At 68.0% G+C, this 22,024-nt stretch carries 20 protein-coding genes and 1 other RNA gene; 14 read left to right on the top strand and 7 right to left on the bottom strand.

The window, feature by feature from the left end; genetic code table 11:
- Positions 1–41: 41 nt before the first annotated feature.
- On the bottom strand, positions 42–1,502 hold the full coding sequence (locus Q1K09_RS05995) for a GuaB1 family IMP dehydrogenase-related protein (protein WP_300343990.1): 1,461 nt from the start codon (positions 1,500–1,502) through the stop codon (positions 42–44).
- Between the two features lie 131 nt (positions 1,503–1,633).
- On the opposite strand from Q1K09_RS05995, the gene Q1K09_RS05990 reads away from it, so the two are divergent.
- The gene (locus tag Q1K09_RS05990; RefSeq protein ID WP_300343989.1) at positions 1,634–5,548 is read left to right on the top strand and encodes a multifunctional oxoglutarate decarboxylase/oxoglutarate dehydrogenase thiamine pyrophosphate-binding subunit/dihydrolipoyllysine-residue succinyltransferase subunit; all 3,915 of its coding nucleotides are present in this window, start codon (positions 1,634–1,636) and stop codon (positions 5,546–5,548) included.
- Between the two features lie 5 nt (positions 5,549–5,553).
- Entirely contained in the window at positions 5,554–6,171 is a 618-nt protein-coding gene (locus Q1K09_RS05985) for a GDSL-type esterase/lipase family protein (RefSeq protein WP_300343988.1), read from the top strand.
- A gap of 408 nt (positions 6,172–6,579) precedes the next feature.
- On the opposite strand, the gene rsrA is transcribed toward Q1K09_RS05985, so the two are convergent.
- Positions 6,580–6,855, bottom strand: a complete 276-nt coding sequence (rsrA, locus tag Q1K09_RS05980) for a mycothiol system anti-sigma-R factor (RefSeq protein ID WP_300343986.1) — start codon at positions 6,853–6,855, stop codon at positions 6,580–6,582.
- Positions 6,852–7,484: a sigma-70 family RNA polymerase sigma factor gene (locus Q1K09_RS05975; protein ID WP_300343985.1), complete on the bottom strand. Its 633-nt coding sequence runs from the start codon at positions 7,482–7,484 to the stop codon at positions 6,852–6,854. The genes rsrA and Q1K09_RS05975 overlap by 4 nt, the downstream gene beginning before the upstream one ends.
- Positions 7,485–7,662: 178 nt before the next feature.
- Between Q1K09_RS05975 and Q1K09_RS05970 the strand changes: the two genes are divergently transcribed.
- The 12 genes from Q1K09_RS05970 to Q1K09_RS05910 all read left to right on the top strand — a co-directional run bounded on the left by Q1K09_RS05970 (position 7,663) and on the right by Q1K09_RS05910 (position 17,635).
- Entirely contained in the window at positions 7,663–8,295 is a 633-nt protein-coding gene (locus tag Q1K09_RS05970; RefSeq protein ID WP_300343983.1) for a DoxX family protein, read from the top strand.
- 22 nt (positions 8,296–8,317) lie between these two features.
- On the top strand, positions 8,318–9,811 hold the full coding sequence (locus tag Q1K09_RS05960; protein ID WP_366909071.1) for a 3-phosphoshikimate 1-carboxyvinyltransferase: 1,494 nt from the start codon (positions 8,318–8,320) through the stop codon (positions 9,809–9,811).
- Entirely contained in the window at positions 9,808–10,914 is a 1,107-nt protein-coding gene (rsgA, locus tag Q1K09_RS05955) for a ribosome small subunit-dependent GTPase A (RefSeq protein WP_300343982.1), read from the top strand. The genes Q1K09_RS05960 and rsgA overlap by 4 nt, the downstream gene beginning before the upstream one ends.
- A 91-nt stretch (positions 10,915–11,005) precedes the next feature.
- Positions 11,006–11,878 (top strand): histidinol-phosphatase, encoded by an 873-nt coding sequence (hisN, locus tag Q1K09_RS05950; RefSeq protein ID WP_300343981.1) that lies wholly within the window; start codon positions 11,006–11,008, stop codon positions 11,876–11,878.
- A 25-nt stretch (positions 11,879–11,903) separates the two neighbouring features.
- Positions 11,904–12,839 carry a zinc ABC transporter substrate-binding protein gene (locus Q1K09_RS05945; RefSeq protein ID WP_300343980.1) on the top strand — a complete coding sequence of 312 codons (936 nt, stop codon included), beginning with the start codon at positions 11,904–11,906 and terminating at the stop codon, positions 12,837–12,839.
- Positions 12,832–13,746, top strand: a complete 915-nt coding sequence (locus Q1K09_RS05940) for a metal ABC transporter ATP-binding protein (protein WP_300343978.1) — start codon at positions 12,832–12,834, stop codon at positions 13,744–13,746. Before Q1K09_RS05945 ends, Q1K09_RS05940 begins: the two co-directional genes overlap by 8 nt.
- Positions 13,743–14,612, top strand: coding sequence for a metal ABC transporter permease (locus tag Q1K09_RS05935; protein ID WP_300343977.1), 870 nt, complete (start codon positions 13,743–13,745; stop codon positions 14,610–14,612). The genes Q1K09_RS05940 and Q1K09_RS05935 overlap by 4 nt, the downstream gene beginning before the upstream one ends.
- A 10-nt stretch (positions 14,613–14,622) precedes the next feature.
- On the top strand, positions 14,623–15,336 hold the full coding sequence (locus Q1K09_RS05930) for a metal-dependent transcriptional regulator (protein ID WP_300343975.1): 714 nt from the start codon (positions 14,623–14,625) through the stop codon (positions 15,334–15,336).
- A 27-nt stretch (positions 15,337–15,363) separates the two neighbouring features.
- Positions 15,364–15,897, top strand: coding sequence for a CrcB family protein (locus Q1K09_RS05925; RefSeq protein ID WP_300343973.1), 534 nt, complete (start codon positions 15,364–15,366; stop codon positions 15,895–15,897).
- Complete coding sequence (locus tag Q1K09_RS05920; RefSeq protein ID WP_300343972.1) at positions 15,894–16,268, top strand: CrcB family protein; 375 nt, start codon at positions 15,894–15,896, stop codon at positions 16,266–16,268. The genes Q1K09_RS05925 and Q1K09_RS05920 overlap by 4 nt, the downstream gene beginning before the upstream one ends.
- A 195-nt stretch (positions 16,269–16,463) precedes the next feature.
- Positions 16,464–16,841, top strand: a transfer-messenger RNA (tmRNA) gene (ssrA, locus tag Q1K09_RS05915).
- Positions 16,842–17,158: 317 nt separating this feature from the next.
- The gene (locus Q1K09_RS05910; RefSeq protein WP_300343971.1) at positions 17,159–17,635 is read left to right on the top strand and encodes a DUF6480 family protein; all 477 of its coding nucleotides are present in this window, start codon (positions 17,159–17,161) and stop codon (positions 17,633–17,635) included.
- 10 nt (positions 17,636–17,645) lie between these two features.
- On the opposite strand, the gene smpB is transcribed toward Q1K09_RS05910, so the two are convergent.
- Genes smpB through prfB form a run of 4 tightly spaced genes read right to left on the bottom strand, consistent with a single transcriptional unit; the run spans position 17,646 to position 21,999 of the window.
- A complete protein-coding gene (gene smpB, locus Q1K09_RS05905) occupies positions 17,646–18,146 on the bottom strand; it encodes an SsrA-binding protein SmpB (RefSeq protein WP_300343970.1) in 501 nt (166 codons plus the stop codon).
- Between the two features lie 60 nt (positions 18,147–18,206).
- A complete protein-coding gene (gene ftsX / locus Q1K09_RS05900; RefSeq protein ID WP_300343969.1) occupies positions 18,207–19,124 on the bottom strand; it encodes a permease-like cell division protein FtsX in 918 nt (305 codons plus the stop codon).
- Entirely contained in the window at positions 19,121–20,866 is a 1,746-nt protein-coding gene (gene ftsE / locus Q1K09_RS05895; RefSeq protein WP_300343968.1) for a cell division ATP-binding protein FtsE, read from the bottom strand. Before ftsE ends, ftsX begins: the two co-directional genes overlap by 4 nt.
- Before the next feature lie 20 nt (positions 20,867–20,886).
- Positions 20,887–21,999 (bottom strand): peptide chain release factor 2, encoded by a 1,113-nt coding sequence (gene prfB, locus Q1K09_RS05890; RefSeq protein ID WP_300343967.1) that lies wholly within the window; start codon positions 21,997–21,999, stop codon positions 20,887–20,889.
- Positions 22,000–22,024 lie beyond the last annotated feature (25 nt).

Genomic DNA, 22,024 nt, shown 5'->3' with positions numbered 1-22,024 from the left:
GGTTGTCGATACTCCATAAGGCTTCGGATTCTACCGGAGACTCACCAGGAGGATCCCAGCGGCTTGCCCTCTTCGTAGCCGGCGGCCGACTGCACGCCCACCACGGCCCGCTGCCGGAACTCCGCCTGGGTCCGGGCCCCGGCGTAGGTGAATGCCGAGCGCACCCCCGCAGCGATCGAGTCGATCAGATCCTCCACCCCCGGGCGAGCCGGGTCCAGGAACATCGTGGAGGTGGAGATGCCCTCCTCGAACAGGCCTTTGCGGGCACGCGAGAAGGCGCTCTCAGCGGCTGTGCGGTGCTGGACCGCCCGGGATGAGGCCATCCCGTAGCTCTCCTTGTAGCGGCGCCCGTCGGCGGCGGTGAGCAGGTCGCCAGGGGACTCGTAGGTGCCGGCGAACCAGGAGCCGACCATCACCTGGGAGGCGCCGGCGGCCAAGGCCAGGGCAATATCGCGGGGGTAGCGGACCCCGCCGTCTGCCCATACGTGCCGGCCCATGTCCCGAGCGGCTTCTGCGCACTCCAGCACCGCGGAGAACTGCGGGCGGCCCACGGCGGTCATCATGCGGGTGGTGCACATGGCGCCGGGGCCGACCCCGACCTTGACGATGTCGGCTCCAGTCTCGATCAGCTCGCGGGTGCCGTCGGCGGTGACCACATTTCCGGCCACCACCGGCACCACCAGTCCGGTGCTGGCCACCGCGGAGCGCACTGCGGCCAGCGCCTGCAGCATCTTCTCCTGATGTCCGTGGGCGGTGTCGACCACCAGCACGTCCACCCCGGCCTCCAGCAGCGCCTCCGCCTTGCCGCGGACGTCTCCGTTGATTCCCACAGCGGCGGCGACCTTCAGCCGGCCCTCGGCGTCGGTATTGGCCGAGTAGATGGTCGAACGCAGGGCGCCGGCGCGGGTGAGCACTCCCAGCAGCGTGCCGGCGTCGTCGGTCACCGGCGCATAGTCGGTCCCGGAGGCCTCCATGGATTCAAAGGCTCGTTCCAGTCCCGCCGCGCCGTCGACGTCCTCCGCGGTGAACTGCACCTGCGGCATCCGCATCACCGAGGCCACCGAGGAGAACCGGTCCACCCCCTGTCCGTCGGCGGCGGTGACCACCCCGGCCAGCCGCGCGTCGTCGTCGATCACGCACACCGCATCATGGTTGCGCTTGTCCAGCAGGTGCAGCACATCCAGGACGGTGTCCGCCGCGCTGACCTTCAGCGGGGTCTCCAGCACTGTGTGGCGGGACTTCACCCATGCGGTGACATCGCGGATCACCTCCACCGGAACGTCCTGGGGAAGCACCCCCAGCCCGCCGCGGCGGGCCATCGTCTCCACCATTCGGCGGCCGGTCACCGCTGTCATATTCGCCGCCACCAGCGGCGTGGTGCAGCCGGTCCCGTCCTCCGCCGAGAGGTCGACGTCGAAACGGGAGGCCGCCGAGGACCTCGAGGGGATCAGAAAGACATCGGCGTAGGTGAGATCGTGGCCGGGTTCATGAGTCAGATGCATCACTGGACACGATACCGTGAGCGGTGGCAACCGGCGCGCCAAAGTCACTATGCTTAGACCCCAGCGACGAACCGCACAACGCAGTGCGCAGACAACTGACGCAGATCACATATGGAAGAGGCGTATCCACAGTGCCAGAGCTAACGTCCAGCCGTCTCGCGGAGGAATTTCCCGGCAATGAATGGCTGGTCGCCGACATATACGACAAATACAGGCAGAACCCTGATTCCGTCGACCGCAAGTGGGCCGATATCTTCCGGCGTCTAGAGTCTGAGTCAACCTCCAACGGGGCGCCCGCCGAACGCTCCTCCTCCGGCTCCTCCGAATCCGACGGGACTGCGGATAAGAGCTCCTCCGGCTCGGACAGCCGACCGGCGCAGAAGTCGCAGCAGAAGCAGGCGCCGGCCTCACGCTCTGCGGTGGACTCGCAGGCCTCGGCGCAGAACCAGAAGGCCCCCTCCGGGGACACCACCCCGGAGACCGCTAAGCCGGCAGAACCTGACGCCTCCCAGAAGCCGGCCAAGGAGAAGCCGGCCGGCAAGCCGCAGGCACCCAGCCAGCCGGTGACCCGCAAGGCCAAGACCGCCGCTGCTCCGATCCCCTCCGAACCCTCCAAGCCGGAGGTCCCCGAATCCCGGCCGGAGAAGAAGAAGGAGGACAAGCACACCGTCCTGAAGGGCATCTCCAAGGCCATTGCGGCCAATATGGACGCCTCCCTGGAGGTCCCCACGGCCACCACGGTGCGGGCGGTGCCGGCCAAGCTGCTGATCGACAACCGCACGGTGATCAACAATCACCTCAAGCGCACCCGCGGCGGGAAGGTGTCCTTCACGCACCTGATCGGCTACGCGATGCTCAAGGCGCTCAACGAGCATCCCTCGATGAACGTCACCTACGACGTCATCGACGGCAAGCCCACCGCGGTCCAGCCTGCGCATGTGAACTTCGGGCTGGCCATCGACATGCCGCGGCCCGACGGCACCCGGGCGCTGATTGTGCCCAATGTCAAGGCTGCTGAGGACCTGAGCTTCACCGAATGGTGGGCCGCCTATGACGATCTGGTCAAGCGCGCCCGGGACAATAAGCTCACCCCCGCCGACTACTCCGGCACCACCGTCTCGCTGACCAACCCCGGCGGCATCGGCACCGTCCACTCGGTGCCGCGGCTGTCCAAGGGACAGGCCGTCATCGTCGGCGTCGGTGCCCTGGAGTACCCGGCTGAGTTCCAGGGTGCCAGCGAGAAGACGCTGAACAACCTGGCGGTCTCCAAGATCATCACCCTGACCTCCACCTACGATCACCGAGTGATCCAGGGCGCCGGCTCCGGTGAGTTCCTCAAGACCATCCACGAGCTGCTGCTGGGCAAGGACGGGTTCTACGAGGAGATCTTCGAGGCGCTGCGGATCCCGTACGAGCCGATCCACTGGTCTGCCGATATTCAGGTCAACCCTGAGGAGCAGATCAACAAGGTCGCCCGCATCCAGCAGCTGATCCACTCCTACCGGGTGCGCGGCCATCTGATGGCCAGCGTGGACCCGCTGGAGTACAAGATGCGCTTCCACCCGGACCTGGACATCGAGAACCACGGTCTGACCCTGTGGGACCTGGACCGGGAATGGCCCACCGGAGGCTTCGGAGGCAAGCAGTCGCTGCCGCTGCGCAGCATCCTGGGTGTGCTGCGGGACACCTACTGCCGCAGCACCGGCATCGAGTACATGCACATCCAGTCGCCCGAAGAGCGCAAGTGGTTCCAGAACGAGATCGAGCACCCCTATGAGAAGCCCACCCGGGACGAGCAGTTCCGCATCCTGGGCCGACTCAATGCCGCCGAGGCTTTCGAAACCTTCCTGCAGACCAAGTTTGTCGGGCAGAAGCGGTTCTCCCTGGAGGGCGCCGAGTCGCTGATCCCGCTGCTGGACACTGTGCTCTCCGAAGCCGCCGACGAAGGGCTGGACGAGGTGGCCATCGGCATGGCCCACCGCGGACGGCTGAACGTGCTGACCAATATCGCCGGCAAGACCTATGCGCAGGTCTTCCGGGAGTTCGAAGGCCGCGAGGCCGGCACGGGCTCCGGTGATGTGAAGTACCACCTGGGCACCCGCGGCTCCTTCACCTCGGACAAGGGCAACACCACCCGCGTCTACCTGGCCGCGAACCCCTCGCACCTGGAGGCGGTCAACCCGGTGCTGGAGGGTGTGGTCCGCGCGATGCAGGACCGGCTGGACCAAGGCGCTGACAATGTGAACAGCTTCTCGGTCATGCCGCTGCTGATCCACGGCGACGCCGCCTTCGCCGGACAGGGCGTGGTGGCCGAGACGCTGAACATGTCCCAGCTGCGCGGCTACCGCACCGGCGGCACCGTTCATGTGGTGGTCAATAACCAGGTGGGCTTCACCACCCCGCCGTCCTCGGCGCGGTCGATGACCTACTCCACGGATATGGCCAAGGCCATTCAGGCACCGGTCTTCCACGTCAACGCTGACGATCCCGAGTCCGTGGCCCGGGTGGCGCAGCTGGCCTTCCGCTACCGTCAGCGGTTCAACAAGGACGTGGTCATCGACCTGGTCTGCTACCGCCGCCGCGGTCACAACGAGGGCGACGATCCCTCGATGACCCAGCCGAAGATGTACAACCTGGTCGAAGCCAAGCGCACCACCCGCCGGCTCTACACCGAGGCGCTGGTCGGACGCGGCGACATCACCCAGGAAGAGGCCGACCAGGCCCTGCAGGACTACCGGCAGCGCCTGGAGCGGGTGTTCACCGAGACCCACGCCGCTCAGACCCAGCCGGTCTCCACAGTTCAGGACGGCGGCGGCGCTTCCAGCTCCGATGTGGCCCCCACCGCCTCGGAGGCGGAGGACGAGACCCCGGAGCGTTCGCCGCAGGACACCGCCATCTCGGAGGAGACCCTGGCCCATATCGGGGAGGTGCACACCAATATCCCCGAGGGCTTCACTCCTCACCCGAAGCTGAAGTCTCTGCTGGAGAAGCGCGCGAAGATGGCCCGCGAAGGCGGCATCGACTGGGGCTTTGCAGAGATCGCGGCCTTCGGCTCGCTGCTGATGGAGGGCACCGAGGTCCGCCTGGCCGGCCAGGACTCCCGCCGCGGCACCTTCGTGCAGCGCCACGCGGTCTTCCACGACCGGATCAACGGGGACGAGTGGTACCCGCTGAAGAACCTCACCGAGGACCAGGCCCGATTCTTCATCTACGATTCGCTGCTCTCGGAGTATGCGGCACTGGGCTTCGAGTACGGGTACTCCGTGGAGAACCCCAACTCCCTGGTGCTGTGGGAGGCCCAGTTCGGCGACTTCGTCAACGGTGCCCAGATCATCATCGACGAGTTCATCGCCACCGCGGAGCAGAAGTGGGGTCAGCGCTCCTCGCTGGTCATGCTGCTCCCCCACGGCTACGAGGGCCAGGGCCCGGACCACTCCTCGGGGCGCCCGGAGCGGTTCCTGCAGCTGTGCGCTGAGGACAATATGACCGTGGTGATGCCCTCCTCGGGAGCGAACTACTTCCACCTGCTGCGGCGCCAGGCAGTGACCCGGCCGCGCCGGCCGCTGATCGTCTTCAGCCCCAAGCAGCTGCTGCGGCTGAAGGCCGCGGCCAACCAGGTGCAGGACTTCACCACCGGCTCGTTCCAGGAGGTCATCGGCGACGACGGCGTGGACCCGGCCAAGGTCAAGCGGGTGCTGGTGGTCTCGGGCCGCCTGTACTACGACCTGCTGGCCACCCGGTCCAAGCACGACGACGACACCACCGCCATTGTTCGGCTGGAGCAGCTCTACCCGATGCCGGTGGAGCAGCTGCAGGCCGAGCTGGACCGCTACCCGGAGGACGCGCAGTTCGTCTACGCCCAGGACGAACCGGAGAATCAGGGCCCGTGGCCGTTCTTCGGGATGAACTTCGCCCCGCAGCTGAAGCAGGACATCACGCTGGTGGCTCGCCCTGAGTCGGCGGCCACCTCTGTGGGTCAGGCCAAGCGGCACGCCCAGGAGCTGGAGAATCTGATCAGCGAAGCCTTCCCCCACCTGGATCTGTGAGCGGTATGGAGGATCCTTCAGCACAGCGGGAGATTCGCCTGGTCGTCGTCGGCGATGAGCTGCTCACCGGCGTCGGCGACCCGCGCGCTCTGGGATGGGTGGGTCGTGTGCTCTCCAAGACCCAGTCTGAGGACCTGGTGCTGCAGCCGTATGTGCTGGCGGTTCCCGGTGAGGGCACCGAGGCGCTTTCCAAGCGGTGGGAGGCTGAGGCCTCAGCCCGCTTCGGCCCGGAGACGGAGAACTTTCTGCTCATCGCGCTCAACGACGCCGACCTGATCAGCGCCTCCTCCGCCCGCGCCCGGCTGAACTTGGCCAATGTGCTCGACCGTGCGACCCAGCAGGGCATCCGCTGCCTGGTGGTGGGCCCGCTGCCTGGGCTGGATGCCGACCACAACCGGCGCATCGCGCAGCTGAACAAGGCCTACGAGGACGTGGCGACCCGCCGCAGCCACCCGTATGTGGATGCCTTCACCCCGCTGGTGGACCACCAGCAGTGGCGCGAGGATCTGGCGGCCAACGGAGGCCGGCCCGGGCAGTCCGGCTATGGGCTCATCGCCTGGCTGGTGCTGCACCGGGGCTGGTACCAGTGGCTGCAGCTGCCCGAGCCCAGCGGCGCCGGCTGAATGCGGTAAACTGGGCCGAGTTGCCTACGAGAGGAGTCTGCCATGAGCAAGCGCGGACGCAAGCGTAAGGACCGCCGCAAGAACAAGGCCAACCACGGCAAGCGGCCGAACTCCTGAGCAGAAGACTGCAAAGCCCCCACGCTGTGTGAAGCATCGACTTCACCCACCGTGGGGGCTTTCTTCATGCCGGGCAGGGGGTCGGCGCTGTGCCCAGCCACAGGGCCGCCAACGTCTCCGCCCACCCGGATCCGGCGCGGTCGCGTCCCTCACTTTTCATTGCGGCCCCGATTCGGGGCTGATGTGAAAAGCTGGGGCCGCTATTCGGGCGTAGCCGCTATTCGGGCGTGGCCGCGGTTCGGCTGAGGGCGCTGCTCGGCTGCGGACGCGGTCCGGCTCGGGGCCGCGGCCTCAGTGGCCGGCGTCGGTCTTGATCTGGCTGATCCGCTCGATGATGGTGACCTTCAGAGTCTCCGGCGCCTGCTCCACGCAGGAGCGGCGCACCACCGTGCGGATCACGCACTCCAGGTCATAGTCGGAGGCGCATTCGGGGCAGTCGTTCAGATGGGCCTGCACCTCCTGGAGATCCGCCCGCGAGAGCGCACCGTCCAAGTATTCGTAGATGCGCTCCAGCCGCTCGGCGGCCTCCGCCTTGGTCTCACAGTCTCGGCAGTTCTCGGTGCTCATGCCCGGCCCTCCCCTCGGGTGATGCCGCGTTCGCGGGCGTAGTCGGCCAGCAGCGAGCGCAGCAGCTTCCGGCCGCGGTGCAGGCGAGACATGACAGTGCCGATGGGGATGTTGAGGATCTCGGCGATCTCCTTATAGGCGAAGCCCTCCACATCGGAGAAGTAGACCGCCAGACGGAACTCCTCCGGAATCTGCTGCAGCGCCTCTTTGACGTCGGAGTCCGGCAGGTGGTCCAGCGCCTCCGCCTCGGCCGAGCGCAGGCCGGTGGAGGTGTGCTCGGCAGCCTGAGCCATCTGCCAGTCCTCCACCTGCTCGGTGTTGGCCTGCTGCGGCTGCCGCTGCCGCTTGCGGTAGATATTGATATAGGTGTTGGTCAGAATCCGGTACAGCCACGCTTTGAGGTTGGTGCCGGGCTTGTACTGGTGGAACGCGGAATAGGCCTTGGTGTAAGCCTCCTGGACCAGGTCCTCGGCATCCTGGGGATTGCGCGTCATCCGCATCGCCGCCGAATAGAGCTGGTCGACGTACTGCAGGGCCTCGCGCTCGAACCGCGCCCGGCGCTCGGCGTCGGTCTCTGCGGCCACGTCCGTCTCCGCCGCGGCATCTGAAACTGTAGGGCGCTCACTCATTGCCCACGAGTCTACGCGTATCCGCGCCGTCGGCGCCGCCGGTGCCATCGCTGCCACACTCATGTGCAGAACAACGACGGCGGGGCCTGCCACATTCCGCGGTGCTTGATAGATTGGTCCCGAACACAGCCGAATTCCGGCGTGGGCCGTCCGGCCTGCCCGTCCGAGGAGGAGAAGCATGACTCTGATCCGCAAAGTCGCCCGCCCGCTGCTGGGAGCCAGCTTCATCGCCGGCGGCGTGGACCGTCTGCGCCGGCCCGACGAGGCGGCCGAAGAGCTGCGCACTCCCCTGCAGGAGATCGCCTCTATCGTCCCGCAGGCCGAGCCGGTGACCTCCAATCCCCGCCTGGCGGCCCAGGTTCTCGGCGGTGTCCAGGTTGGTGCAGGGGCCCTGCTGGCACTGGGCAAGTTCCCGCGACTGGCGGCGTTCACCCTCGCCGGTGCGCATAAGCTGAACTCCTATGCCGAATACCGCTCAGCCCCGGTGGACTCTGAGGCCGACGTCGCCGCCCAGCGCACCACCCTGCTGAAGAACATCTCCATCCTCGGCGGTCTCGGCCTGGCGATGGTGGATCTCAACGGCCGGCCCTCGCTGGCCTGGCGTGCCGAGCACATCTCCAAGCGCGCCCAGAAGAAGGGCGCCAAGTTCGGCGAGAAGACCATGAAGTGGGCCGAGGACCTCGGCGACGACGCCACCGGCACTCTGAAGGCCTGGGAGAAGGACGCCCGCAAGGCCTTCCGCCAGGCGGAGAAGCAGGCCAAGAAGGCTGCCTCCCAGGCCGCCAAGGAAGCCAAGAAGGTCTCCTCCTGAAGGTCGAGCCCTGAACAGTTCTGTGACCGCTGTGCCCCCGGACTCGGACGCCCCATGGCTGGCTCCGAGACCGGGAGCACCAGTGTATGGGCGCGTCCGAGTGCCCGCCTCCAAGTCGCTGACCAACCGCTATCTGCTGCTGGCCGCCCTGGCGGAATCTGCCAGCACAGTGGTCAATCCCCTGCAGTCCCGGGACTCCGAGCTGATGCTTGCTGCCCTCCGCCAGCTCGGCGCCGGAGTGGAGCACCTGGGTGACCCCCACGGCAGCGGCGAACCGGCGGTGCGGATCACACCGATCCCTTTCGACGACGCCGGGGGCGACCCCGAGCCGCAGCAGCGTGGTACAGCGCGGGATGAGTCCGTACCGCGGCGTGCTGCACCGCAGCATGAGTCCGTACCGCAGCGTGCCGCACCCCAGAAGTCCACGCCGCAGCATGCTGCACCGCAGGATGATCCCGTGCGCATCGACTGCGGGCTGGCCGGCACTGTGATGCGCTTCGTGCCGGCCGTGGCCGCGCTGACCGGGCGCGAGGTGCTCTTCGACGGCGACCCGGAGGCCCGGGTGCGCCCGATGGGGGCAGTGCTGGACGGCCTGCGCGAACTCGGAGTCGACGTCGTACCGCACGCCTCCGACGGGTTCCTGCCGTTCACCCTGCGCGGCTCCGGCCGGCTCAGCGGGGGCGAGATCACTGTGGATGCCTCTGCCTCCAGCCAGTTCGTCTCCGGTCTGCTGCTGGCGGCCCCCCGCTTCGCCGGCCCGCTGCGGCTGCGCCATTCCGGCTCGCAGGTGCCGTCCCTGGAGCATGTGGAGATGACCGTGCGCGTGCTGCAGGAGCTGGGCGTGAGCGTGCGGTCCCCCGAGCCGTATGTGTGGGAGGTGGACCCCGGGCCGATCCCCGGCTTCACCGCCCGGGTGGAGCCGGACCTCTCCAATGCTGGTCCTTTCCTCTGCGCCGCAGCGGTCACCGGCGGAGAGGTCACTATGCCGGGCTGGCCGGTCTCCACCACCCAGATCGGGCGCCGCTGGCCGGATCTGCTGCGCAGCTTCGGCTGCGAGGTCACCCTCACTGAGGAGCCGCCGCGGGACCCTGAGGCTCGCGCGGCCGCCACCGCGACCCTGCGTGTGCGCGGACCCGAGCGGCTGGTCTCCCCCGGCACCGTGGACGCCACCGCGGAACTGACCCCCACGGTGGCGGCGCTGGCCGCACTCTGCAGCCAGGAGACCAAGTTCACCTCCGTGGGTCATCTGCGTGGGCATGAGACTGACCGCATCGCCGCCCTGGTGACTGAGATCCGCCGTCTGGGCGGAGCGGCGGAGGAGACCGACGACGGCTTCCGCGTACTGGCTCCGGTACGCCGCGGCGCAGTGGTGCGCAGCTACGCCGATCACCGTATGGCGACCTTCGCCGCGGTGGTAGGGCTGGGCGTGGACGGCGTGGCGGTCGAAGACATCGCCTGCACCGCCAAGACGATGCCGGACTTCCCGGCGGCCTGGCAGGCGCTGGTGGACCGGTGAGCCGCTGGGATTCCTGGGACGAGTCCCGGGTGCGCGTACGCCCGAATAAGAAAGGCTCGCGGCCGCGCACCAAGGAGTCTCCGGACTACCATGACGCCGAGCTGGCCCGGGTGGTGCAGGTGGACCGCGGCCGGTACACCTGCGCGATGCTCGAACACGGCGAGTCGGACCGGGTGGTCACCGCTGTGCGCGCCAAAGCGCTGCGCCGCACCCCGGTGGTTCCCGGGGACATGGTGCGGCTGGTCGGCGATACCTCTGGGGCGGAGGGCACGCTGGCGCGGCTGGTGCTCATAGAGCCCCGCAGCACCCTGCTGCGCCGCTCAGCCGATGACACCGACGACGCCGAACGTGTGGTGGTGGCCAATGCCGACCAGCTGCTGATCGTCGTCGCCGCGGCGGACCCGGAGCCCCGCACCGGGTTCATCGACCGTGCGCTGGTGGCAGCCTATGACGCCGGCATCGAGCCGATCCTGCTGATCACCAAGGCGGATTTGGCCGAAGACCCCCAGGACCCGGCGGGCCTGGTCTCCCACTACACCGAACTGGAGCTGACCACGGTGATCTCCGGCCTGGCGTCTGGCTCCGAGCAGCTGGAGCCGGAGGCAGTGTACCGGCTGCGGGGCATGCTGGCGGATAAGATCACCGCGCTGATCGGCCATTCGGGGGTGGGCAAGTCCACTATGGTCAACGCGCTCACCGGCGCCGACCGCGCTACCGGGGGCGTCAACGCGGTCACCGGCCGCGGACGGCACACGTCCTCTTCCGCGGTGGCGCTGAATCTGCAGCCGGCTGGCGAGCTGAACGCCCACCGGGCCCGGGACTCCTGGGTGATCGATACCCCGGGGGTGCGCACCTTCGGACTGGCGCATGTGGATCCCGACGACGTGTTGGCCGCTTTCGAGGACCTGGTGGACGGAAGCGCCGACTGCGAGCCCGGCTGCGCCCACGAGTCCCCGGCCGGCGGCTGCGCATTGGACGCCTACGTCCACGCCGGACACGCCGGTGAGCACGGCCCGGCCCGACTGGCCAGCCTGCGCGGTCTGCTGGCCTCGCTTTCCGGCGGCGAGGAATCGGCGGCGGAGAAGAAGCTCGGGAGCCCCTGAGCTCGCCAGTGCGCCGTCGCACCGGCAGAAACGGCGGTGCCTCTAGGCGCAAACACCCCGGAACGGCGCTCGGTGGCCGTAGCCTGGGGGCATGAGTTTAGCCTCGAGCCCCTACACCGAAGATCTGCGTCTGGCCCATATGATCGCCGACTCCGTCGACGCTCAGACCATGCAGTACTTCTCCTCCATGGATTTTGAGGTGGAGACCAAACCGGACCTGACTCCGGTGACCGTCGCCGACCGGGCCGCCGAGGAGCTCATCCGCTCGCAGCTCAGCCGCGCCCGGGGACGGGACGCGGTCCTGGGCGAGGAGTTCGGCGAATCCGGGTCCGGCCCGCGGCGATGGGTGCTCGACCCGATCGACGGGACGAAGAACTTCATCCGCGGCGTCCCGGTGTGGGCCACGCTGATCGCGCTGGTGGAGCACGGACAGCCGGTGGTCGGCGTCGTCTCTGCTCCCGCACTGGGGCGGCGCTGGTGGGCGGCGAAGGACGGCGGGGCCTACACCGGCAAGTCGCTCTCGGCAGCGCGTCAGCTGCACGTCTCCAAGGTCTCCCAGTTGGCTGACGCATCCTTCTCCTACTCCTCGCTGCAGGGGTGGAAGGAGATCGGCCGGCAGGAGGCTTTCATGGGGCTGACCGAGGCGGTGTGGCGCACCCGCGCCTTCGGAGACTTCTGGTCCTACTGCCTGGTGGCCGAAGGGGCGGTGGACATCGCTGCCGAGCCTGAGCTGGCGCTCTACGATATGGCCGCGCTGGTGCCGATCGTCGAAGAGGCCGGCGGGGTCTTCACCTCCCTGGACAATGAGCCGGGCTGCTCGGGAGGCAATGCGCTGGCGACCAACGGTCTGCTGCACCACAGCGTGCTGGAGCAGCTCTCCGGCCCGGATGGTCCCGGGCAACACACCTCCGCGAGCGCCGATTCCGACGCACCTGCATCCGACCCAGATCAGGTTGATTTTTAGGCACGCCTAACACTACGGTGTTGGCATGCCTCGCCCCCGCATCTCCGCACCGGTCTCCGGTGCACCGCTGCTGGCCGCCGGAGCCCTGCTGCTCTCGGCATCCGCCTGCGGCCAGAGCTCACCGGCCGAACGCGGCGAGTCCGCCGAGGTGGTCGCCACGTTCAGTGTGCTGGCCGATATCGCCTCCGCCGTGGCGGGAGACCGCGTCGCTGTGGACACCATCACTCCCGTCGGCGCGGAGGTCCACGAATACGACCCGTCGCCCTCGGATGTGGCCGCGGCCGCAGAGGCCGAACTGATCATTGCCAACGGGCTGGGCCTGGAGACGTGGTTCGAGCAGTTCATCCAGCACGGAGACGCCGAGGTCATCACCGCCACCGAGGACGTGGAGGCTCAGCGGATCACCCACATCCCCGGGCATCCCCACAGCGGGGAGCTTCCCACCGACCCGCACGCCTGGATCTCACCGGTGCAGGCGATGAGCTATGTGGACACGATTGAGGCGGCGCTGGCGGAGCGCTGGCCGCAGGACGCGGAGCACTTCAGCGCCAATGCTGAGCAGTATCGCCAGCAGCTGCGGCAGATCGCCGCCGACGCCGCCTCCCGGGCCGAGCAGATCGACGGCGAGATCTTCCTGGTCACCTGCGAGGGGGCGTTCAGCTATCTGGCCAACGACCTGGGGATGACAGAGCACTATCTGTGGCCGCTGAACGCCGAGAACGAAGGCACCCCGCAGCAGGTGCAGGCGCAGATCGACTTCGTCAAGCAGCACCAGGTGCCGGTGGTGTTCTGCGAATCCACCGTCCCCACAGGTCCGCAGGAGCAGGTGGCCGAGTCCACCGGCGCAGAGCTGGGGCCGCCGCTGTATGTGGACTCCCTCTCCGAACCCGACGGCGATGTGCCCAGCTATCTGGATCTGCTGGAGCACAATATTGACACGGTGCTCTCCGCCTATGAGTAAGACCGCCGCTGACCCTGTGCGGGTCGAGTCGCTGACCGCCGGATACCCGGGCGTGACCGCCCTGGAGGACGTCAGTCTGCAGCTGAACCGGGGACGGATCACCGCCCTGCTGGGCGCCAACGGCTCGGGCAAGTCCACGCTGTTCGCCGCCCTGCTGGGCCTGCGGCCCCCGCTGCGCGGAACGGTGCGCATCTTCGGCCAGCCCCCGGCGCGGGCGCGTCGGGCCAACCAGGTCAGCTACGTCCCCCAGCATGAGCAGGTGGACACCAGCTTTCCGCTGACCGTGGAACAGGTGGTGATGATGGGCCGCTACTCGCATATGGGTTTCCTCCGCCGCATTCGTCAGACTGATCGCCGGGCGGTGGACCACGCGCTGGAGCGCACCGGACTGATCAGCCTGCGCCGGCGCAGCATCGGCGAGCTTTCCGGCGGGCAGCGCAAACGCGCGTTCGTGGCCCGCGCCCTGGCTCAGGACGCCCCGCTGATGCTGCTGGACGAGCCGTTCGCAGGAGTGGACCGCACCTCGGAGTCGCTGATCATCGAGGTGCTGCACACCCTCCGCGATGCCGGGGCTGCCGTGCTGATCTCCACGCACCATTTGGAAGGCGTGGAGCAGCTGGCCGATGAGGTCGTCCTGCTGCACCGGCGCGTCCTGGCCTCCGGGCCGCCCAGCCAGGTCCTCACCGAGCAGCAGCTGGCCCGCGCCTTCGGATCCGCGCTGACCCCCGCGCCTGCAGCCCGCCATGACCCCGCCTCCTCCGGAATTGCTCCCGGCGACGGCGCCTCAGGTGCCGTCACGCGCCTCTCCCCCGAGGTCGGCACCTCCGGCGCCCCGTCTCGACACTCCCCCGACGACGGCGCCAGCGGGGTCCACCAGCCACCCGACGAGGCGGAGGAGGTCCGATGAGCGAGCTGCTGCTGGCGCCTCTGGCGTATGACTTCATGCAGAATGCCCTGGCCGTGGCGGTGATATCCGCTGCAGTGTGCGGCATGCTCTCCTGCTGGCTAGTGCTGATGGGCTGGTCACTGATGGGCGAGGCGGTGGCCCACTCGGTGCTGCCCGGGGTGGTGCTGGCCTTCGCCCTGGGCATCCCATTGGGGATCGGCGCATTCGTCTTCGGTCTGCTCGCGGTGGCGCTGATCGGAGCGCTGGGCCAGACCACCGCCCTGAAGAGAGAAACCACCATCGGGGTGGTCTTCACCACCCTGTTCGCCGCCGGGCTGGTGCTGATCTCGACGGTCACCACCTCCACCCACCTGCAGCACATCCTGTTCGGCAATGTGCTGGGCACATCCCGGACCGACCTCTACCAGGTGGGCGCTCTGGCGGCAGTGACGGTGGCGGTGCTGCTGGTCAAGCGCCGCGACTTCACGCTGCTGGCCTTCGACCCCACCTATGCGGCGGCCATCGGCCTGCGCACCGGGGTGCTCACCGCCGCGCTGCTGGGCCTGCTCGCGCTGACCACAGTCACCGCCCTGCAGACTCTGGGAGTGATCCTGGTGGTGGCGATGCTGGTGATCCCCGGGGCTACCGGGTTCCTGGTGGCCCGCAGCTTCCCGGTGATGCTGATCGTGGCCACCTCCGCCGGCGCAGCAGCAGCCACCATCGGGGTCTATACGAGTTACTGGTGGGACGTCTCCACCGGCGGGTCGATCGTGCTGGTGGCCGCCTCGCTGTTCGGCCTCGCCTACCTCTTCTCACCCCGGCGTGGGCTCGCCGCGCAGCTGCTGCGGCGGCGTCGTCGTCGTCGAGCCCGCACCCGGCCCGCGTAGAATACGTGCCATGCCACGCACCTCCGCCCAGGGCCGATCCACCCTGCCGCCGAGCGGCGGCACGGAGCGGGCCACCACGTCGGTGGAGGACTATGCCAAGACCATCTATGGGCTCTCTGAATGGGAGGGGGCCGATGTCACCGCCAGCGCGGTGGCCAAGAACTTGGGCGTCTCCAATCCCTCGGTCACGCTGATGATCCGCAAGATGGATGAGCTGGGCCTGGTGGAGTACCAGCCCTATGCTCCGGTGCGGCTGACCGAGGCGGGACGGCGCCTGGCGCTGGCGATGGTGCGCCGGCACCGGCTGATCGAGACGTGGCTGGTGCGTGAACTCGGCTACGGCTGGGACGAGGTCCACGACGAGGCCGAGCGGCTGGAGCATGCGGTCTCTGAGACGTTCATCGAGCGGCTGGACGCCAAGCTGAGCCATCCCACCACCGACCCCCACGGGGATCCCATCCCTGCCGCCGACCTGAGCCTGCAGTACCCGGAGACCACCCTGCTGTGTCGGGTCCCCGAGGAGTCCACGGTGCGGGTGGAGCAGGTGGACGACTCTGTCCCGGAGGCCCTGCACGCCCTGGCGGAGCGGCGGATCGCGATCGGCGCCGAGATGCGGGTGATCTCCTCGAGCTCCGGGGATGTGGTGCTCGACGGCGGGGAGGACCACAACGTGGACCTGAATCACCAGGTGGCCCACGCCGTGCGGGTCAGTCTCGCCGCATAGGGGGCGTTGCGGTCTATCCTGGTTCTCGTGCCCACCACTGAAGACCGCGCCGCCGATGCTGGCGGACCTCAGCGCCGCGAGGGGCTGCCGCTGCTGAAGCTGCTGGTCTGGATCGCAGCGGCAGGAGCCGCCGGCTCGGTGCTGCGCCTGGTGATCGGGGTGCCGTTCGAGGAGCACTTCATGAAGTTCCCGTGGGCCACGCTGCTGATCAACACACTCGGCTCGGCGGCCCTCGGGCTGCTGGTGGGGGTGGCCCATGTGTGGCGGTCGCTTCCCAGCTGGACCGTTCCGGTGCTCGGCACCGGGCTGCTGGGATCCTTCACCACGTTCTCTGCGGTCATGGTGGCGGCCGTGGCGTCTCAGCAGCGCGACCTGTTTGCTCAGACCGCCGGCGATGACGTCATTCCCCCGGGCTTGTGGGAGATCCTGGCGTATGTGGGCGTGTCGGTGCTGTTCTGCACTGCAGCGGCTGCGGCGGGGGTGACAGTGGGCCGGGCGATCTTCGGCTGCACCGGCCTGGACTGTGAGCATGCCGCTGGCGGGGCCGGGGGGCAGCCATGATTGTGGAGCTCTCGCTTCCGGTGGTGCTCGCAGTGGCCGCGGGTGGTGGCCTCGGTGCGGTGGCCAGGTACCTGTTGGACACCTATCTGCCGGGTGGGCTGCTGATCGCCAATACTGCCGGGTCGTTGCTGCTGGGGGTCATGCTGGGGATCGCCGCAGCAGGGGGTGCCGGCTGGCATCCTCTGGTGTTGGGACTGTGCGCTGCCGGATTCTTCGGAGCGCTGACCACGTTCGCCACCCTGGCGCTGCGTGCCGCGCAGCTGTGGGTGGCTGGCGAGCGGATCAGCGCTGCCGGGCTTTGGCTGGTGCATGTGGGCGCGGGCCTGCCGGCGGCGGCGCTGGGTGCGTGGCTGGGCTGGATGGTCGGCTGACGCCGTCCCCCGCTGCCCGAGCACCCTGGCCCCGCGCCCCTTCTGCCCCTCGGTGCCCGCAGTTCCAGCAGCCTGACTGCCGCCGTCGAGCTGCTGTGGGTCGCGGAGCCGAGGTCGGGAACATTGCAGCCCTTTGGCTGGTTGTATAGACTGAAAGGCCCGCCGCAGGCGGGAGTTTGTTTGACAAACACATATGGGGACGATCGGTTTCGACGATCTGAGGTGATCGTGGGGAAGCGAGCCGTGGACGCCAAGCGACCACGTTAAAACCGCTTGTGCAACCCAATAAGTGCCGAATCTAAGCGCACTGACTTCGCCCTCGCTGCCTGATTGCAGCGACGCGAGTCTGTCAGCCTGAGTTAGCCATCGGCTCAGTGACTGGCATCAGCTAGATGGCCACTGGAGAGTCCCTCCTCGTCGCAGGGAGGGTCCTCGACAATTGATGCGACTGGGTCCGTCAGGCGCTTGTCTGCATGACGCCTGGGACCGAGCAACACGCTGACGCAGACTGCGCTCGGAGAAGCCCACGAAAGTCCAGATCGGACCCGGGTTCGATTCCCGGCGTCTCCACATCACCATCGCCGCAGGCGAGACAGGGGCCGGCTTCACACAAAGTGGGGTCGGCCCCTTTTTCGCGCCCAGGCTCCTCCCCACATTGACTGGCGGATCTACTACCGCAAAACGGCCGATAACGCCGATTAGCCGCAGTAAATCGGCCAGTCGACGCCCGGGATGGCAGCAGGGAAGGGCCCAGCGGGCCAGGCGACGGGCCTGCACGACCGCAGCCGGGAAACGTTGACGAATCTTTGAGCTGACGCCGACCTGACCTGCAGTTTCGGCTGTTTAGGGTGGGTGACGAGCTGTCTATGCGATACGAGAAGGTGAACGGCATGACCAGCACACCGGAAGAGAATCGCCCAGACCCGGCCCCCGCCGACTGGACCACTCAAAACCTGGGATCCACCGAGACGTCGGGCAACGCACAGCCGCAGCGTGGTGACGCAGGCCCGCGCCGGCAGGAGAATCCCGGTCCCGCGCCCCAGGAGACCAGCAGCGAGGCGGCCGACAGTGCCCCCAGCTCAGACCGGTACGGGCGGAATGAGTCCGCCCGCAATCCGAATCTCGACCCAGATCCGCAGCAGAGCTCTGATCCCGACGCCGGTTCGCAAAGCCCCGGCCCGCCCAGTTCTGGGGATCTGGATCCCGGCGAGACGCCGCCGGAGTCGAATTCAGCCACGGCCACTCCCCCGGCGCCGGCTCCCACCAAACCGCCGAAGTCCAATGTGATCATCACGGTCGCGGTGATCGTGGTGGTTCTGCTGGTGGGCTTGATCTTCCTGGGCTATATGGCCGGCATCATCGGCTGAGCCGCAGCGCTCACACCGAGCGCAGATTGCGTATGCGCATAGCGCGCTGCGCCTCGCGGGCGTCCTGCTTCTCACGCAGGGCGTGCCGCTTGTCGAACTCCCGCTTACCCCGGGCGATGCCGATCTCCACTTTGGCGCGGCCGTCCTTGAAGTACAGGCTCAGCGGGACCACGGTGAGGCCCGGATCCTCGATCTGCCGCGAAATCTTGACCAGCTCCTTGCGGTTGAGCAGCAGCTTCCGCTTCCGCCGTGTGGAGTGGTTGGTCCACGTGCCGTTGAGGTACTCGGGGATATGCACCTGCTCCAGCCACAGCTCCCCGCTGTGGTCGAAGGCGGCGAACCCGTCCACCAAGGAGGCCTGACCTTCGCGCAGCGACTTCACCTCAGTCCCGGTAAGCACCAGGCCTGCCTCATAGGTGTCCAGAATGGTGTAGTCATGGCGCGCGCGCCGGTTCAGCGCCACCACGTGGTTCTTCGGATCCTTCGGCCCTGGACGCTTCTTCTTCGCCACCGGTGTCACCTCCCTGCACAGCGCTGACGACGTCGGCTCCGGTGTGGAGCCGAGTGCCCACTATACCTGCAGGTACTTCCGCACTGTCACCCAGGAGGAGAGTCCGGCCAGCAGCACGGCGATCACCACCAGTGCGGGCATCACTATCCACGCGTCCATGCCGGTGATGAACGCAATGCCGGTCACCTGCTCAGCCAGCCATTGGCCGATCAGCAGCTCAGCAATCACCCAGGTGGCCGCGCACGCCAGCAGCGACCCCAAGACGGCGGCGATGATGCCCTCAAAGATGAACGGGGTGCGGATCATCGACTTCGATGCCCCCACCATCCGCATGATGGAGGTCTCCCTGCGGCGGCTGAAGGCTGAGAGCCGGATGGTGGTGGAGACCAGCAGCACAGTGCACAGGATCATCACCGCCGCGATAATCAGCGCCACCACTGTCAGGCCATTGAGAATGCCGAAGATCTGGTCCAGCACCTCCTGCTGGTCGGCCACATTCTCCACTCCGGGCACTGAGCCGAACAGCTCAGTCACGATCGGGTACTCCTCCGGGTCGTGAAGCAGCAGGCGAAAGGACTCGGGCATGTCCTCGGCGGTCACGTTGGCTGCGCGCACACTTCCCTCGCGCGCCTGCTGGAAGTTCTCCAGCGCCTCTTCCTGGCTCTCGTAGCGCCAGGAGCTCACGTACTGACTGGCCGCGCCGTCGTCGAGCATCTGCTCGATGCTGGCGCGCTGCTGATCGGTCACCGCCCCGGTGGGGCATGCAGTTTCGGGCGAGCCGTCGGTGCAGAGGAAGACGCTGACCTCCAGACGGTCGTAGAAGTCCTGCGTCATCTGGTTGACCTGGATCTGCATCAGCGCCGCGGCGCCGACGAATCCCAGCGAGATGAATGTCACCAGGACCACTGAAGCCACCATTGCGACGTTCTTCCGCAATGAGCCCAGGGTCTCGCCCAGCTGGTAGAACAGCGTGCTCATGTGCGCCGCCTCCTCTTCCTGCGGAACAGCCCGCCCTTGGAGGAGCTGAGCTGCTCGGCCGTGCGCTGGGAGTCTGTGTAGGTGGCCTCAGCGGCCGAGGCCCGCGGGCGCGGCACTAGGCGCGGTACCGGACGCGGCGGCTCGGCCTGCGTCTCTGTCGGTTCCGCTGGGGCGGCCTGGGGCTTCTGGGCGCTTGCCTCAGGCCGGTCGGCCGCGGGAACCGGAGATGTGGCGCGCTCCTGGCTCCGATCGCGGCCCTCCCCCGGCCCCCGCCTCTGACCCGGGCTCTGGTGTGCAGAGTCGGGGTGGCCGGCGCGCTGCGGAGCGGCAGAGTCCTCGGCTGCCTGGCTGAGCCAGCTCAACCGGGACGACGACGTCGGCTGCTGGGGGCGTGGCCGAGCCTGGGTTTCCCCCGCCGGGGACTGGGACGTCTGGGCCTCCCGCGCCGACGACCCGTGGGGCTGAGACTCGGGCGCGCGGGGCACGGGGGCCTGAGCCTTGGGGGCCTGAGCCTTGGGAGTCGGGGCCTTGGGCTCCGGGGCCTCCCCCGCCGGTGTCTGAGGAGCCGGAATCTCCGGCTCCTGAGCCTCGGGGGCCTGGTTCTCCTCGGTGGCCTGCGGGGGCAGGCTGGTCAGCGCGTCGGTGTCCGGTTCGTCCTCAAAGCTCGGTATGTCCGCAGCATCCACGGCGGAGGCAGACTGCTCAGTCTCAGAGGTGTCCTCATCCTCGGGCCAGGTCACCCGGTAGGTGTTGACCTTCAGCCGCTGCCGCTCATCCAGGCCGGCTGCCGCAGCCCCTGCACCGGAGGAGGCTGCCGCAGCGGCTCGGGAGGGCTCCGCGTGACCGCCGGCCTTCTCCGGCTCGCCGGCCTGACCCTGATGGCCCTGCTCCTCCATCTGAGGCTCCGTCTCGGACTCGCCCGCCTCGTCCAGCTCCCGCGCGGAGACCATGGCCGGCACCACCGGGTTCAGCTCGGTGCGCACGGGCATCGGGTCGGAGGCGCGCAGCCCGGTCTTGGCCTCCTCGGCAGACAGGATCTCCCACGCCTGGGAGCCCTCGGGCGGATCGTAGAGCCCCCCGGGCTCGTCACGCACCAGGCGTCCGTTGTGCAGTTGCACCACCCGGCGGCGCATCCGGTTCACAATGGCGCGGTCGTGGGTGGCCATGATCACCGTGGTTCCGGAGGAGTTGATCCAGCGCAGGATCTTCATCACCTCTGCCGAGGCACGCGGGTCCAGGTTTCCGGTGGGCTCATCGGCCAGCAGGATCGCCGGGGAGTTCACAATCGCCCGGGCGATGGCGGCCCGCTGCTGCTCGCCGCCGGAGATCTCATGCGGGTACCGCTTCGCCAGATGGTCCAGCTTCACCCGGGAGAGCACTTTCATCACCCGTTTGCGGATTGCCTGCCGGGGCGCGCCGATGACCTGCATGGCGAAGGCGACGTTCTCATAGACCGTCTTGTCGGGCAGCAGGCGGAAGTCCTGAAATACCATGCCGATGCTGCGCCGGTACTCCGGCACGCGCTTGGGCAGCATCAGGCTGAGGTTCTGCCCGGCGACGGTGACTTTTCCCTGCTGGGGCAGGCCCTCGCGGAGGATCATGCGCAGCAGGGTGGACTTGCCCGAGCCGGAGGCGCCGATGAGGAAGACGAAGTCCCCGCGTCCGAACTCCACGGAGATGTCGCTCAGCGCCGGGGAGTCGGCATCGCCGTAGTGCCGGGTAACGTGCTCGAAGCGGATCATTGGCTATGGCCCCTGGGGCGCTACTCGCCGTCGCTGCCCTGCGCCCGCCAGCGGATACCGGCTTCGATGAAGCCGTCCAGGTCGCCGTCGAGCACCGCAGAGGTGTTGCCCACCTCGTAGCCGGTGCGCAGGTCTTTGACCATCTGGTAGGGGTGCAGCACATAGGAGCGGATCTGATCCCCCCAGCTGGCCTTGATGTCTCCGGCCAGCTCCTTCTTCTCTGCTGCTTCCTCCTCCTTCTTCAGCAGCAGCAGGCGGGCCTCCAGCACGCGCATGGCAGCCGCCCGGTTCTGGATCTGCGACTTCTCGTTCTGCATGGAGACCACGATGCCGGTGGGCAGGTGAGTGATCCGCACTGCGGAGTCGGTGGTGTTCACGCTCTGTCCGCCGGGTCCGGAGGAGCGGAAGACGTCGATCTTCAGGTCGTTCTCATCGATGTCCACCGACTCGGTCCCCTCCAGCAGGGGGATGACTTCCACGGCGGCGAAGCTGGTCTGGCGCCGGCCCTGGTTGTCGAACGGGGAGATGCGCACCAGCCGGTGGGTGCCGGCCTCCACCGAGAGGGTGCCGAAGGCATAGGGGGCTTTGATCTCGAAGGTCGCCGACTTCAGGCCGGCCTCTTCGGCGTAGGAGGTGTCGAGGACCTTCACGTCCCATTCGCGGCGCTCGGCCCAGCGGGTGTACATGCGCAGCAGCATCTCGGCGAAGTCAGCGGCGTCGACCCCTCCGGCGCCGGAGCGGATGGTGACCACGGCGTCGTGCTCGTCATACTCCCCCGACATCAGGGTGACAATCTCCAGGGACTCCAGCGCCTTGCGGATCGAGCCGAGCTCCTGGGCAGCTTCGGCCAGGACGTCGTCGTCGTCCTCTTCGGCGGCCATCTCTGCCATCAGCTCGGCGTCATCAATGCGCTGGCCCAGTTTGGTGACCCGATCCAGTTGGGCCTGCTTGTGGCTGAGCTGGCTGTTGACCCGCTGCGCGTTGGTCTGGTCGTCCCACAGGTTCGGATCGGCGGCCTGCTGCTCCAGGCTCGAGACCTCGGCCTGCAGCGCCTCAATATCGATCACATCGGTGATGCGCCGCAGCGTATCGCGCAGTTCGGCGAGCTCGGCGGGAAAGTCTGTGTCTGCCATAACGTGACCACGATACCGGTCGCAG

This window comes from Nesterenkonia sp., from assembly GCF_029265375.1.
Classification (GTDB): Bacteria; Actinomycetota; Actinomycetes; order Actinomycetales; family Micrococcaceae; genus Nesterenkonia.
Note: the sequence above shows the minus strand (reverse complement) of the source record. Positions and strands in the feature narration are given on the sequence as shown.